Source organism: Exiguobacterium sp. s168, assembly GCF_018619035.1.
GTDB lineage: Bacteria > Bacillota > Bacilli > Exiguobacteriales > Exiguobacteriaceae > Exiguobacterium_A > Exiguobacterium_A acetylicum.
Window position 1 is genome coordinate 268,429 of the sequence record NZ_JACSNE010000001.1, and the last position, 13,591, is coordinate 282,019.

Below are 13,591 nucleotides of genomic sequence, written 5' to 3' on the forward strand. Positions count from 1 at the left end.
TGAAAGGATGAAACTTGTGAACGAACAACTTTTTACGACAGAACGATTGATTGCGAATTTTAAGGAATATATCCGGCAGAATGAAGCGCATCTAACAAAAAGACATGCGTTAAACGCCTATTACAAGACGGTAGCAGGATCGATTTTATCGGACCGGATTGCTAAGAATGCGGATCTCATCGTCCGTATGCGCCATCTGGAAGAGGCGTACCATCACGTTGCACAAGAAGGGCGATGAAACAGGTGAACTTAGCCGATATCCGAAAGCAATACGTAGATTCTGAAGAACGTTTACCTCGTCATGCGGCAGCCGTACTCGTTCCGTTAGTCGAGCAGAATGGTGAAGTGTACCTGTTATTTCAAGTGAGAGCCAAAACACTACGTTCGCAACCAGGTGAAATCGCTTTTCCGGGTGGTCGGATCGATGCGGGTGAATTACCGAAAGCAGCAGCTGTTCGTGAAACGGTCGAAGAATTAAATGTCAATGCTTCTGAGATCGAAGTGATTGGAACACTTGAACCACTCGTGACACCGAACCGGTCGATCATTTACCCGTATCTTGGCATTCTCCATGCGACGGACTTTAATCCTTCACCTGCAGAAGTCGATCATGTGTTTCTCGTATCATTAACAGAATTGATGACCTCGAAGCCGATTAAAGGAGATATGGAGTGGCGGATCCGCCCTGGCAAGGAAGTGCCGACCGAACGAATGGCGAATCGAGAAGCATATCTGGATCGTACGTATACGGTCACGGAGCATTTTTATGAGCACGGGGATTATCTGATTTGGGGATTAACCGCTAAAATCTTGCGCCAGTTCTTAACTCAATTGACGCGTGACTAGCTTTTTCGGTCGTTATTTTATATGATTAACTGTAATTGAACGTGTCAGGAGATGAGTCAGATGGAAGAAACAGAAGAGTTATTCGATTATATCGTTGGCGATATGGTGAAAACAAAAGAAGGTTGGGTTGCGGAAGTAACGGCTGTATTGACAAATACGGTCGTCGGTGATGTATCCCACACGAAAAACTTTGAGTCACTCGGCTTAGAGTTTGAAAAACAAGTCTTATTAAAGTCAGAGATCGAATTGTTAGAACGTAAAACAAAATAATACATGAAAGCACACCACATAATTGGTTTGCTCAGACTTAAGACAAAGCGTAATTTTTCTCTTAACGAGAAAGATTGCGCTTTTTTTGTTCATCTCGAATCGTTTTCCTGGGACAAGCATCGCGCCGCTTCACTTCGTTGCAGGGTCGCTCCTGCTTGTTTTTCCCTAGGAAGCGATTTCGAGTGAACAAAACGCTTCTCTCCTCTTTCTTTCGGTATAAAAAAGTAGAAACGAAGAAGGAGGAGGACTTTCAATGATGGTAAGAGAGATCACAATCATATTGGAACAACTGGTTCCGCAGGACCATCTTGTTTGCAAACTCAGCACACCACATAATTGGTGTGTTTTTTATGTTCATTCAGCGATCTGAATAATAATAAAATCCTATATTCTTATATTCTTTGAAGAATTGGATAAAATAACTGAAAACATCGAAAAGATACATTTATTACAAAAGAGTAACAAGAACTAATTCGTAACAGAACGGTTACAAAATATAAAAACGTTGATACACAACGATTGAGAGCGTTTTTTGTAAGCGTGTAACCATTTCGTTACTTTTTGACAGATATATTTCAATTCATAGTGTTCGCTTTTCAAACTATTTGTCACCGTGATACGTTGTGCGGGTCGTAAAACGGCGAGAAAGGTTGGCATCAACATGAAACGAACATCATTCCTTTTATCCCTTTGTTTAACGGGATTCATATTTATTCTTTTGCCGCATCATGAAGCGTCGGCAGCACAAATCGGGATCGGTACGGAGAAAACAATCGTACAAAATCCATTAGAGATGAAACGTCAAGCTGCTCAAGAGAAGCGTGAACAAGCAGAGGCGAAAAAACAAGCGCGTCTAAAAGCCTTGGCTAAGCAAAAAGCAAAAGCAACACAAGAAGCCAAAAAGGAAGCACAACAGGTAAAGAAACACAGTCGAACACAAGCAAACACTGACCGTTCCACAAAGCGTACGGAAACATTTGAGACGACAGCGTATACGACGAATCCAGAAAACAATGGAAGCCGCTTGTATAATGGTCGTGCCTTAACGGCATCAGGTTATGACGTCACAAACACGATTACATACGAAGGACGTCGCATTGTTGCTGTCGATCCATCGGTCGTACCGCTTGGAACTAAGGTACATGTAGAAGGTTTCGGCGATGCGATTGCGCTCGATACAGGTGGTGCGATTCGCGGAAAAATCATGGATCTTCTTGTCGGTTCAAAACAAGAAGCCTTAGAATGGGGTCGCCGTCAAGTCACGGTGACGTTCGAATAAGAGATGTTTACGATTAGGCGGTGGATAGTTTCCATCGTCTTTTTTGTTTTGATAAAGAATTAAAAACTTGCCTGTTCGATAATGGATTTAGAAAACAGGGAAAAGAGTGGATGGAATAGGTTTTGGAATGTCCAAGAAAGGGGAATTTTACAAAGATAATAAACCGGGAAACGAGGGATGGTTAGTGATTGAATTCAAGGATGTCGGCAAAACGTATGCAGACGGAACAAAGGCAGTACAACATGTGAATTTTACGGTTGAACAAGGCGAGATTTTTTGTTTGATTGGTCCTTCAGGATGCGGTAAAACTACGACGATGAAAATGGTCAATCGATTGATTGATCATACGGAAGGGCAAATTTGGATTGATGGTGAACCGATCATGTCAATCAATGAACATGAACTGCGTCGGCGAATTGGCTATGTCTTACAACAGATTGCCCTTTTTCCACACATGACGATTGAGGAGAACGTTAGCGTCGTACCTGAGTTATTAAAGTGGGATAAAGAGAAAGTGGTACAACGAGTCGATGAATTATTTCGGTTAACTGGGTTGAACACCTCACTTAAGAAAAAATATCCAAGCGAACTCTCTGGGGGACAACAACAACGGGTCGGGGTTATGCGGGCACTCGCAGCAGAACAAGACGTCATCTTGATGGATGAACCATTTTCTGCTCTTGATCCCATTTCACGGGAACAATTACAAAATGATTTGTTGCATCTAAACGAAGAGCTTGGTAAAACAATTTTATTCGTCACGCACGATATGAACGAAGCGTTGAAACTAGGCAGTCGCATCTGTCTGATGAACGCTGGAGAGATCGCTTTCATCGGTACGAAGGAAGAGGTACTAGCAAGTAACGATCCGTTCGTTCAAGAATTCATGCGTCAAGTCAGGGGGAATATCGAATGAACGGATTGCTTGAGACGTATCAGGACCGAAAAAGCGAACTGCTTCAAGCGTTGATCGAACATATCCAATTATCTGTCATCTCCTTGCTGATCGCATGTGTCATCGCTATTCCGCTGGGGATTTACTTATCACGCAATAAACGTCTGAGTGAGTGGTCGATTGGTGTAACCTCTGTCATCCAGACGATTCCATCACTCGCGTTACTCGGTCTGATGATACCACTTGTCGGAATCGGTACAGTCCCGTCCATTATTGCACTTGTCTTATATTCCTTATTACCAATCGTTCGAAACACTTATACAGGGCTTGCCGAAGTCGATCCTTCGATCAAGGAAGCAGCACGCGCATGTGGGATGACTCCGATGCAAAGTTTATGGAAAGTCGAACTTCCATTAGCACTACCTGTCATGATGGCGGGTATACGGACCGCGATGGTACTGATCATTGGTACAGCAACGATTGCGGCCTTGATTGGTGCTGGAGGATTAGGTTCCATCATTCTCCTTGGAATCGACCGTAACGATAACTATCTACTGTTGCTTGGTGCGATTCCAGCAGCACTGCTCGCCCTTCTATTTGATGGCTTATTACGTCAAACGGAAGTCGCAACTCGTAAACGACAAACAGCCCGTCTCGTAACAGCAGTCGTATTGATGGTCGCGATCGTCGCTGCACCTTTTGCCTTTGGTCGCAGTGAACGACCGGATCTCGTCGTTGCTGGAAAATTAGGTGTAGAACCTGAAATCCTGATGAATATGTATAAAATCGTCATTGAAGATGAAACAGATTTGACAGTTCAAGTTAAACCAAACTTTGGGAAGACGACATTCGTCTACAAGGCACTCGAGTCAGGTGATATCGACGCGTATCCAGAATTTACGGGAACGGTACTTGCTAGTTTGACGAATGAAAAACCGAAGTCAAACGATGCAAAAGAAGTGTATGAACAAGCGAAAGCCGGTCTTGAAAAACAAGAATTAGCCTTGCTACCACCTATGAACTATAACAACACTTATGCTGTAGCCGTTCCGAAGAAATTAGCTGAACGCTATGATCTGAAGACGATTTCTGACTTGAAACAGGTCGCGAATCAGTTAACAGCCGGCTTCACGTTAGAATTCAAGGATCGCCAAGATGGGTATAAAGGCATTCAAGAAAAATATGACGTCAATTTCAAAGAAGTCGTTACGATGGAACCGAAGTTGCGCTATAAAGCAATCGAATCAGGTGAAATCGATGTCATTGATGCTTACTCAACGGATCCAGAAATCGCGAAATACGACATGGTGGTCCTAAAAGACGACCAGCAATTATTCCCGCCGTACGAAGGGGCTCCTCTTCTGCGTCAAGAGACGATTGAAGAATATCCAGAAGTAAAACAGGCACTCGAACAATTATCAGGTAAAATTTCTGATGAAGAGATGTCCAAAATGAATGAAGCGGTCGCATATGGTGGGAAAACAGCGAATGAAGTCGCTCGTGATTATCTGAAGAAAGAAGGCATCATTCAATGAAGCTATTACTGATCAGTAATCCAACAGCGGGCATGAATGGTATGGGATTACTTGGAGAAGTCATCGAACCGTTAAGTACATTGTTCGATGAAATCGTCATTAAAAATACGAAACAAGCCGGCGATGCGATGCATTTTGCGGAAGAATCATCTTCGTTTGATGCCGTCGTCGTCATTGGTGGAGATGGAACGGTCTTTGAAACAATCAACGGCGTCGCAAAACTAGACGAGCGACCAATTCTTGGGATCATTCCTGGAGGTACTTGTAATGATTTCGCACGAACACTCGGGTTGCCGATGGCGCCGCGCCTTGCCGCGGAAGCGATTGCGATGCAACATGTCGTTCAAGTTGATCTCGGACAAGTCGAAGATAGCTATTTCTTGAATTTCCTTGGCGTTGGTCTTGTCGCAGAAGCATCAATTGGAATCGATACGGAAGAAAAAGCACGTCTTGGTAAGATGGGTTATTATCTATCGACGATTCGTTCGAGTCTAGAAGCAAAACCATTTGAATATGAATTAATCTTAGACGAAGGTCGTCATATGACAGGCGAAGCGGTACTAATCCTTGCGGCAAATGGAGAATCGCTCGGTGGAATCGAAACAAACTTGTCAGATGGAGCATATAACGATGGGAAACTTGATTTAGTCATCGTCGATGAAGTAAACTTGACGACTATTCGTGATGTGATCCTTCAAAAAATCGGTCTTGCCAATGATCCTTCCTTTACGCATATCCTGACAAGCGGTTTTCAGTTGAAAACGAAAGATGCAAAAGTCATTGATACAGATGGTGAAAAAGCGATTCATACACCAGTGACAGTCAAAGTATTACCAGAGTTTCTCCGAATGTATGGAGGCACTCTATAATAAAATTGGAAGGAAGAGAAGGTCGTAAAAGTATACGATCTTCTCTTTTTTGATGATTATTCAACACGCGTATGCGGTTATGCTTTGACGCTTTAAAGAAAATATTTGATAAAGGATGACTTTCACGGATTCTTTCTGTACAATGAAAAAGTATTTTGAAAAGGAGGTGGAGCACCATGAAAGGAAACGCATGGGCTTCAAAAGTTGGATTTATTTTAGCAGCAGCGGGATCCGCCATTGGTCTGGGGGCCATTTGGAAATTTCCGTACACGACTGGAACGAACGGAGGAGGCGCGTTTTTACTCTTATTCCTCGTGTTTACCTTACTGCTGGGACTGCCTGTCTTGATTGCCGAATTTTTAATCGGTCGAACGAGCGGGAAAACAGCACTTCGAGCATTCTCGGAGCTTGGCCATAAGAAGTTCACGTTCATTGGTGTCCTTGGTGTCATCGCATGTTTCTTGTTGCTCTCTTTCTACAGCGTCATTGGTGGATGGGTATTGATTTATACCATTCTAGGGTTTACTGGTCGTTTAACGACGATGGACAGTGGTGCGCTTGGTGAACTGTTCGGCACGATTTCTGCCTCACCGCTCTATGTCATTTCAGGACAATTGATTTTCCTCGCATTGACGTGTTGGATAGTCTTACGCGGAGTTCAATCTGGTATTGAAAAAATGAGTAAAATCATGATGCCTTTATTATTTGTTTGTTTCATTGTTCTTGTTGTCCGTTCTTTGACACTCGATGGTGCAATGGAAGGTGTTAAATTCTTCATACAGCCTGATTTCTCGGTCCTGAATCGAACATCAGTGCTCAGTGCACTCGGTCAAGCGTTCTTCTCACTATCGCTCGGTGTATCAGCGATGCTGACATACGCTTCCTATATGAAGGAACGTGGAGAGATTAATCGTTCTGCAGCTTGGATCGTTACAATGAATGTCGCTGTCTCGTTACTCGCAGGATTTGCGATTTTCCCAGCAGTTTTTGCTTCAGGTCTTGATCCAGCAGAAGGACCAGCGTTACTCTTTATCGTCTTACCAACAGTCTTCAGCCAAATTCAGTTTGGTTCAGTCTTCTTGACGTTGTTTTTCCTTTTATTCGCTTTCGCATCGATCACGTCATCGATCGCGATGCTTGAAGTCGTTGTTGCTTCCTTAACGGATCGTAAAGAAAACGCGACGATGCGTGATAAAAAACGGACGACATGGCTTGCGACACTAGCGATTGCAATCGTCGGGATTCCGTCCGCGCTTTCGTTCGGAATCTTAGGTGATGCGCAGTTCATGGGAAAAACGTTCTTTGATAGCATTGATTTCCTAGTCTCGAATATTTTAATGCCAATCGGTGCATTATTAATTTCGATTTTTGCTGGCTTTAAGTTAGACCGTGCACTTGTCGAACAAGAATTGGTTACTAGCCCAATGATGAAAAAAATGGTCCCAATCTGGCGACTGAGTGTATGTTACCTAAGTCCAATCGCGATCCTCATTATTCTTGTTTGGCCGTTGTTCGGATAATAAATGAAGTATTCTCCATAAGGTAGTCGACTAAAATTGTCGACTACCTTATTTGTCATGAAAGGATATCAAACAGAAAAGCCTGAACAGTTCATTCTTCAGCCTGATGTCATTCGTTAAAAAGTATGGTGAAATATGAATACATGAGGCGTAACATTTCGCAAAAACGGGAAACTTTTTGTTAGACCATACGTAATGTTAAAATAAAGACACGTAAACCTGATAGAAGAATCAGCACGAAGGAAGAGGGGATGACATGAAGTCTTCATGGTGGATATTTGGTTCCATCGGTATGATGTTCGTATTTCTACAATTAGCCGATACGTTCAACTTCTCGGGAATCTTCATCGCTCTTGGTTTGTGGTTCATTTGGAGCGGTTACCGGACAAAACCAGGTCGACGATATCGGACAGAACGGAAGTCGACTGAAATCAAGCGGAAAAATGTGAAAAAGAAATTACTTCTTGACGATGAAGAGGAATTCGTCGGAAGTGTCATTTTAAAACCAGAACGGGCGACACGCCGTTTTGAAGAGACGGATGATTTGGAGCTTCAAGTATTGCAGCGGACAATCGAAGAAGGATTTGCGAAAATCCAGACGTACGATCAAATCGTTCCGTCCATTCGAGATAGCGAAATTAGAAGCGAGATGCGAATCGTCTCTCGTGAAGCGCATGTATTGTTCGAGGAATTATATGAAAGTCCACGCGACGTCAAAAAAGTTCGGGACTTCTTTACATTCTACTTGGATTCCTTATTGTCGATTTCAGAAAAATATGCCGATTTGGAACGCCGTGGTGCCCAAGTTCAATTGGATACGAAAAATCAATTGATTTCGAACTTAAAGATGATCGGTCAAAAGCTGAAACAGCAACAAACCTTGTTGCTTGAAGGAGACACCGTTGATTTAGAACGGGAACTTTTGACGATTGAAAAGGTACTGGCGCAAGAGACTGAACAACGAAAACAGGAGGAGAGTTACCGACATGACCCATTCTGATAAAGATACATGGCAACAATGGCCTGATGAGCAAGAGCAACCGACGATTTCTGATCCATCGGTCGATTTGAATGTAGCAGAGACACCACCTAAAATGCCGGCACGTCCGGTCGAAGAGATGATTCCTTCAGATGTTCCGTCAGAACAACGACAAAAGATCGAACGTCTACTACAGGTGATTGATCTTCAGAAAACAGATGCTGTCATGCAGTTTGGCGCGCCTGTTCAACGTGAGTTATCCCAATTCTCTGATCAAGTCTTAAGTGAAGTGAAGATGAAGGATGGCGGCGAAGCGGGAAAATTGTTGAGTGATTTAATGCAACGTGTCCGCCAAATGGATCCAGACACGCTCCAAGAAAAAAAGAGTTTCTGGTCGAACGTACCGGTCATTGGTCGGGCGAAGAAAAAAGCGGAAACGTACTTCTTGCAATATGAGAAAATGAGTGCGTATCTGGAAGAAGTCGTACACAATCTTGATCGATCGAAATTTGGTTTAATGAAGGATATTACGCTACTTGATCAAATGTATCAAAAGAACAAGCGTTATTTCGAAGAATTGAACGTCTATATTGCAGCCGGCGAAACGAAAATTGCTCACGTTCGTCAACATGAAATCGAACCGTTACGAACAGAAGTCGAGGTATCGCGGGATCAAACGAAGTTACAGGAATTAAATGACTTGATTCAATTGACGGATCGTTTTGAAAAGAAAATCCATGATTTAAAATTATCTCGAACGATTAGCTTGCAGATGGCACCGCAAATTCGTGTCATTCAACAAAACAACCAAATTCTAGCGGAAAAAATTGAATCAGCCGTCGTCAATACGATTCCACTTTGGAAGAACCAAGTTGTCCTATCTTTGAGTCTGTCGCGTCAAAAGGCAGCGCTTGAAATGCAGAAGGATGTCACCAATACGACGAACCAGTTACTTGAGCAAAATTCGAAGCTGTTGAAGGAATCGTCAATTGAAATTGCGGAAGAAAACGAAAAAGGTATCGTATCTGTTGAATCGTTAAAGGTTGCACATCAAAACTTGATTGAGACACTCGATGAAACATTACGCATCCAACAAGAAGGAAAACAAAAGCGTCGTGATGCGGAGCATGAGTTAGAACGAATGGAAAACGAACTGAAACAAAAAGTCATCGAAGTCGCTTCAAAAAGCAGAGAATTACCGAATCGACCATACTAAGGAACACGATTTTTCGTGTTCCTTTCCTTCATGAAAGGAAGGATTAGGAATGAAAAGTGAAGAGAAACAGCTGCAATGGGATACGACATGGTTATTATTCGCACGGATGATGGCAGATCGTCATTCTAAATGTGCCTCGAAATCTGTTGCCTGTGTCATCGTCAAAGATGAAAAGCCGATTTCGATCGGAATAAACGGAACACCTAGTCAGCATGTGAATTGCAACGAAATTTACTTAAAGCAAGAGGGTATTCTCTATACATCACGACCTGACCACCCGGTGGTTGAAGAATCGATTGAACGAAACGGGATTCTTTTTTATCGGTGCGAAAATCAAGAAGAACACCATGAATGGTCGAAACAACACGAGATTCATGCTGAAATCAACGCGCTCGGTAAGCTGGCAGCCGATTCGACGAGTGCGCGTCATGCGACCGCTTATGTCACCCATAGTCCGTGTCATGCATGTAGTTTGGCGCTGATTGCCTCTAAAATCGATCGGGTCGTCTATTCGACAGGTTATGAATACGGGGACGGGTTGAACCTGATGAGGCAGAGTGGGATCGAAGTCATTCACTTGCCACTCGCAAACGAATATTTTCTTGAAAAAATTTAACTGAAAAGGGTTGTAAACGCTTCCATTGCATTGTATGATGAAATCAAGCATTGCCATGGTAATTATTCACTCTTCCATTCGGACTGATTTTCAATCGAAAATCGGTCCACTTTTTTTTAGAAAAGAATTGACAGGAATTGAATAGTTTGTCATGATGACTATAGAATATGACGAAGCGGAACGCCGCATTTTCATACAAAACCAATCAAGGAGCTGGAATGCCAGGTCGTTGAATGAAAAAATCCTGACTCACATGAGTCAGGATTTTTTTTATGGATGAACAAGTGTCGCTTCCTTGAAGCGTTTAGCACGGATTGCGCATTTCGTGGCGACCGCACCTGAAAGAATCGTCATGAATCGCTGACAAAGGATGTCTGGTTGCGATTGATGTAAAAACAGTTGATGCAATAGTCGATTAAAGGCAGCGTCTAGCGAGGACAAGTGTCGTTTGATTGCAGTGGGAGACATATCTTGAATTTCTTCTGCTTGATAGCCCGCATCACTTTGGAAGGCAGAGAGAATGAGAAGCTCTGTTTGCGCATCAGCCAACGTTAGCCCTTGTTCTTGGACATGCTGACAAGCCTCACGCAATTCATGAATCAACAATTGTTCCAAAGCATACGACGTATGCATTTGATATGGATCGTACAACTGAACAGCTTGCCGAATTTGATCGCGTGTCACGATTTCGGATACCGTCCATTGATCGAGTGTGCCAACAGCTTCACTGTATAGTTGAGTAAGTGGTCGAATCATCGTTTCTCCTCCTTAAGCATAAAATGGACTTCCAATTTCATCATAATTCATTTAGAAAACGCTTACAATATCTGCTTAATAGTAGTCGTGATGAAATCGTGTCTGCTATGATATGAATGAAGAAAAAGGAGTGAGATGACGTGATTCAATTATTTAAGGCACTTCCAGAAGTGACGATGCCTCCTTATGAAAATGTTGATTTTTCCATTAATCAGTCGAATCAACCGATTGGATTTTCGATCGATACATGTGCTCCCGGTGAACGAGTGGAAGAGGTCCTACTTGTTGCCTCTGGTGAAATCCGTACTGGTCAAACCGGACGAGAATGGTTACAATTCACGTTCAATTCGCCCGCTGGATCTTGTAAGGGAAAACAATGGATCAATCAAGGAACGGCAGAAGAAGCACTTCGTCCCTATCTCGAAACACGAATCGTTCGGGTCGAGGCAAAGGTAGAGGAATATCCGCCGCAATCCGGAAACAAATCATTGACCGTTCAGCGTGTCACTCCGATTCATGATGCCTCACCGACGCAGTTCTTGCCACAGTTACCGGCAGGTGAATCGCTTGAAACATACCGTGATCAGTTGCTTGGATTAGTCGGTCAGCTTGATTCTCCTCATCAAGAAATCGCGCTCTCGATTTTGCGACAGTACTGGGCAGATTTTTCGACACGACCGGCTGCTCTTTTTCATCACCATGCCTATATCGGTGGGTTGCTGAAACACACTGCTTGTATGATGACGATTGGTCGAGGAATTTGTGATAGTGAACAACCATACTTGACGCTACTCAAATGTATTCAAGAAGCAGAAGCCGATCATAAAAATGAACTATTCCAAGCAGCTGAACGAGAGATACGTCAATTTTCTTGGGATGATAGTTTTGATGCTCTCTATCAAGCGGCAAAAGGGATTGCACTGTTAGATCAACGTCCAAATCCGAACGAATTGTTACTCGGCATTTTATTGCATGACATCGGAAAGCTATGGGAGTATACACATGCAGGGGCTTCGGCAGATCGTTTTTCAAGACTGCTGCACGTAACAGAGGAAGAGGAAGAACTGGCGGGCATTGCGCTTGATCCGGACGGCGTGTTGATGGGGCATATGCCATATGGATGTTTTGTTCTCGAACAAACACTTCGAGAAGAAGATATCCGATTACCGCGTGCTGTTTATCACCGTCTCATGCATATGGTATTATCACACCATGGTAAACGCGAGTGGGGATCAAGTGTTACGCCGCAAACGACAGATGCTTGGTATCTCCATGCGATCGATCTACTCGATGCACGAAAAGAAAAATGGCGTCAGCAACAAGGACGCTAAGGAGTGAAATCATGCAAGACAAAATACGTACGACTGTCATTACTGGTTTTTTAGGTGCCGGTAAAACTACGCTACTCAATCATCTCGTTTCTCAACCGACAGAAAAGTTTGCGTTGCTCGTCAATGAAGTAGGTTCTGTTCATATTGATGAAGCATTGATTGAACGAAGTGACGAAGAGATGATCGAATTGACGAATGGCTGCATTTGTTGTTCGATTCGCGGTGATTTACGGGATGCGTTGCTACGGATCGCAAAACGCCGTCGAGATGGGGAGCTATCGTTTGATCGATTATTGATTGAGACGACAGGCGTCGCTGATCCAGGACCGATTCTACAGACATTCTATTTTGAGCCGGCTGTTGAACAGTCCTATCAGATTTCCAGTGTCGTCACAGTCATCGATGCATATCATTTAGAACGTCAACTGACGTTCCAAGAAAATGTGAAACAAATCGGTTTTGCTGATGTCCTTATCTTAAATAAGATGGATTTAGTTGATGTATCAGAGCGCGAAACGTTGACCGCTTTACTGCGCGAACGAAATCCTTCTGCAGCCATCATTGAAACGGAACAAGGTCAACTCGAATCAGATCGACTGTTTGAAACGTTCCATTTTCCAAAAGAAGAGCAAGTACGACTTAGTCAACAAACGGATCAGATTCATCAATCGGTTGAGGATTTCACGGCATTGACGATTGTCGAGGAACGACCGTTGAACCGGAATCGATTCGGAATGGTCCTACGTGAGGTGTTAGAGGCCTATGCGGAAGACCTGTATCGCTATAAAGGGATCATTCATTTTGCAGATACGGATCGAAAGGTCATTTTACAAGGTACTGGCATGATTTACGGAACAGCGATTAGAGAACCATTTAGCGAACAACCAAAGACGACGCTCGTCTTCATTGGGAAAGGGCTAGATGAACAAGCGATACGAAAAGGAATCGAGGCGGCAATTGAACATGGTTGAACTTTATTTTGACGGTACGGTCCGTCCTTCAAATGATGAAGCGGCGGTTGGACTTTTTAGTAAAAATTCCGAGGGCGAAGTCACAGAAAAAATGTATCAAATTCAAGCAATCAATAATCATGAGGCAGAATTTATTGCTTTTTCGAAAGCTGTCGAGTGGGCGCACGAACTCATCGCACAAGGCGAGAGTGTCATTTCGTTTCGGACGGATTCAGAAGCAGTTGCACTCGCGGTCGAACGCGAATTCGTCAAGAATAAACGAACGCAGACGATCTTTGATCCTGCCTTTGCGCGTTATCAACTCTTACCACTCGCTTTTGTGAAGTGGATTCCACGGTCGGAGAATAAAGCAGATCGTGTCGCACGAGAGGCGTTACGATTATACGAAGCATGATTGACGACAAACACCCCTATCCTCATGAACTGAACCAAAAAAGTTAGACAATAAATAATTTGTCAGGCGACCTTGAGGACCTGAGTCCGGTATTCCACCGGGCTCAGGTTTTTT

At 43.3% G+C, this 13,591-nt stretch carries 15 protein-coding genes; 14 read left to right on the plus strand and 1 reads right to left on the minus strand.

The genetic code is table 11. From position 1 onward, the window contains the following. The first annotated feature begins 7 nt into the window (after positions 1 to 7). The 11 genes from yvfG (at position 8) to KNQ15_RS01435 (ending at position 10,025) form a co-directional block, all read left to right on the plus strand. Entirely contained in the window at positions 8 to 238 is a 231-nt protein-coding gene (yvfG, locus tag KNQ15_RS01385) for a protein YvfG (RefSeq protein ID WP_251137557.1), read from the plus strand. Then, positions 235 to 846 carry an NUDIX hydrolase gene (locus KNQ15_RS01390; RefSeq protein ID WP_214727312.1) on the plus strand — a complete coding sequence of 204 codons (612 nt, stop codon included), beginning with the start codon at positions 235 to 237 and terminating at the stop codon, positions 844 to 846. Before yvfG ends, KNQ15_RS01390 begins: the two co-directional genes overlap by 4 nt. A gap of 60 nt (positions 847 to 906) precedes the next feature. Then, the gene (locus KNQ15_RS01395; RefSeq protein ID WP_029341978.1) at positions 907 to 1,116 is read left to right on the plus strand and encodes a hypothetical protein; all 210 of its coding nucleotides are present in this window, start codon (positions 907 to 909) and stop codon (positions 1,114 to 1,116) included. Positions 1,117 to 1,777: 661 nt separating this feature from the next. After that, positions 1,778 to 2,395, plus strand: coding sequence for a 3D domain-containing protein (locus KNQ15_RS01400; RefSeq protein ID WP_214727314.1), 618 nt, complete (start codon positions 1,778 to 1,780; stop codon positions 2,393 to 2,395). A 184-nt stretch (positions 2,396 to 2,579) separates the two neighbouring features. After that, positions 2,580 to 3,311, plus strand: a complete 732-nt coding sequence (locus tag KNQ15_RS01405) for an ABC transporter ATP-binding protein (protein WP_029341975.1) — start codon at positions 2,580 to 2,582, stop codon at positions 3,309 to 3,311. Then, the gene (locus KNQ15_RS01410; protein WP_029341974.1) at positions 3,308 to 4,825 is read left to right on the plus strand and encodes an ABC transporter permease/substrate-binding protein; all 1,518 of its coding nucleotides are present in this window, start codon (positions 3,308 to 3,310) and stop codon (positions 4,823 to 4,825) included. Before KNQ15_RS01405 ends, KNQ15_RS01410 begins: the two co-directional genes overlap by 4 nt. Next, positions 4,822 to 5,694, plus strand: a complete 873-nt coding sequence (locus KNQ15_RS01415) for a diacylglycerol/lipid kinase family protein (protein WP_214727316.1) — start codon at positions 4,822 to 4,824, stop codon at positions 5,692 to 5,694. The genes KNQ15_RS01410 and KNQ15_RS01415 overlap by 4 nt, the downstream gene beginning before the upstream one ends. A 176-nt stretch (positions 5,695 to 5,870) precedes the next feature. Next, on the plus strand, positions 5,871 to 7,214 hold the full coding sequence (locus KNQ15_RS01420; protein WP_214727318.1) for a sodium-dependent transporter: 1,344 nt from the start codon (positions 5,871 to 5,873) through the stop codon (positions 7,212 to 7,214). 256 nt (positions 7,215 to 7,470) lie between these two features. Beyond that, on the plus strand, positions 7,471 to 8,214 hold the full coding sequence (locus tag KNQ15_RS01425) for a 5-bromo-4-chloroindolyl phosphate hydrolysis family protein (protein WP_029341971.1): 744 nt from the start codon (positions 7,471 to 7,473) through the stop codon (positions 8,212 to 8,214). Next, on the plus strand, positions 8,201 to 9,409 hold the full coding sequence (locus tag KNQ15_RS01430; RefSeq protein WP_029341970.1) for a toxic anion resistance protein: 1,209 nt from the start codon (positions 8,201 to 8,203) through the stop codon (positions 9,407 to 9,409). The genes KNQ15_RS01425 and KNQ15_RS01430 overlap by 14 nt, the downstream gene beginning before the upstream one ends. 49 nt (positions 9,410 to 9,458) lie before the next feature. After that, entirely contained in the window at positions 9,459 to 10,025 is a 567-nt protein-coding gene (locus KNQ15_RS01435; protein ID WP_029341969.1) for a deoxycytidylate deaminase, read from the plus strand. Between the two features lie 270 nt (positions 10,026 to 10,295). Here KNQ15_RS01435 and KNQ15_RS01440 read toward each other — a convergent pair whose 3' ends face one another. Next, positions 10,296 to 10,781 (minus strand): hypothetical protein, encoded by a 486-nt coding sequence (locus KNQ15_RS01440; protein WP_029341968.1) that lies wholly within the window; start codon positions 10,779 to 10,781, stop codon positions 10,296 to 10,298. Between the two features lie 140 nt (positions 10,782 to 10,921). Between KNQ15_RS01440 and KNQ15_RS17005 the strand changes: the two genes are divergently transcribed. From KNQ15_RS17005 to KNQ15_RS01455, 3 genes are read left to right on the plus strand one after another with little or no spacing between them, the layout of a single operon-like run. Continuing rightward, complete coding sequence (locus KNQ15_RS17005) at positions 10,922 to 12,112, plus strand: HD domain-containing protein (RefSeq protein ID WP_214727320.1); 1,191 nt, start codon at positions 10,922 to 10,924, stop codon at positions 12,110 to 12,112. Between the two features lie 11 nt (positions 12,113 to 12,123). After that, complete coding sequence (locus tag KNQ15_RS01450) at positions 12,124 to 13,083, plus strand: CobW family GTP-binding protein (RefSeq protein WP_047393931.1); 960 nt, start codon at positions 12,124 to 12,126, stop codon at positions 13,081 to 13,083. Next, positions 13,076 to 13,477 (plus strand): reverse transcriptase-like protein, encoded by a 402-nt coding sequence (locus tag KNQ15_RS01455; RefSeq protein WP_214727322.1) that lies wholly within the window; start codon positions 13,076 to 13,078, stop codon positions 13,475 to 13,477. The genes KNQ15_RS01450 and KNQ15_RS01455 overlap by 8 nt, the downstream gene beginning before the upstream one ends. The last annotated feature ends 114 nt before the right edge of the window (positions 13,478 to 13,591 follow it).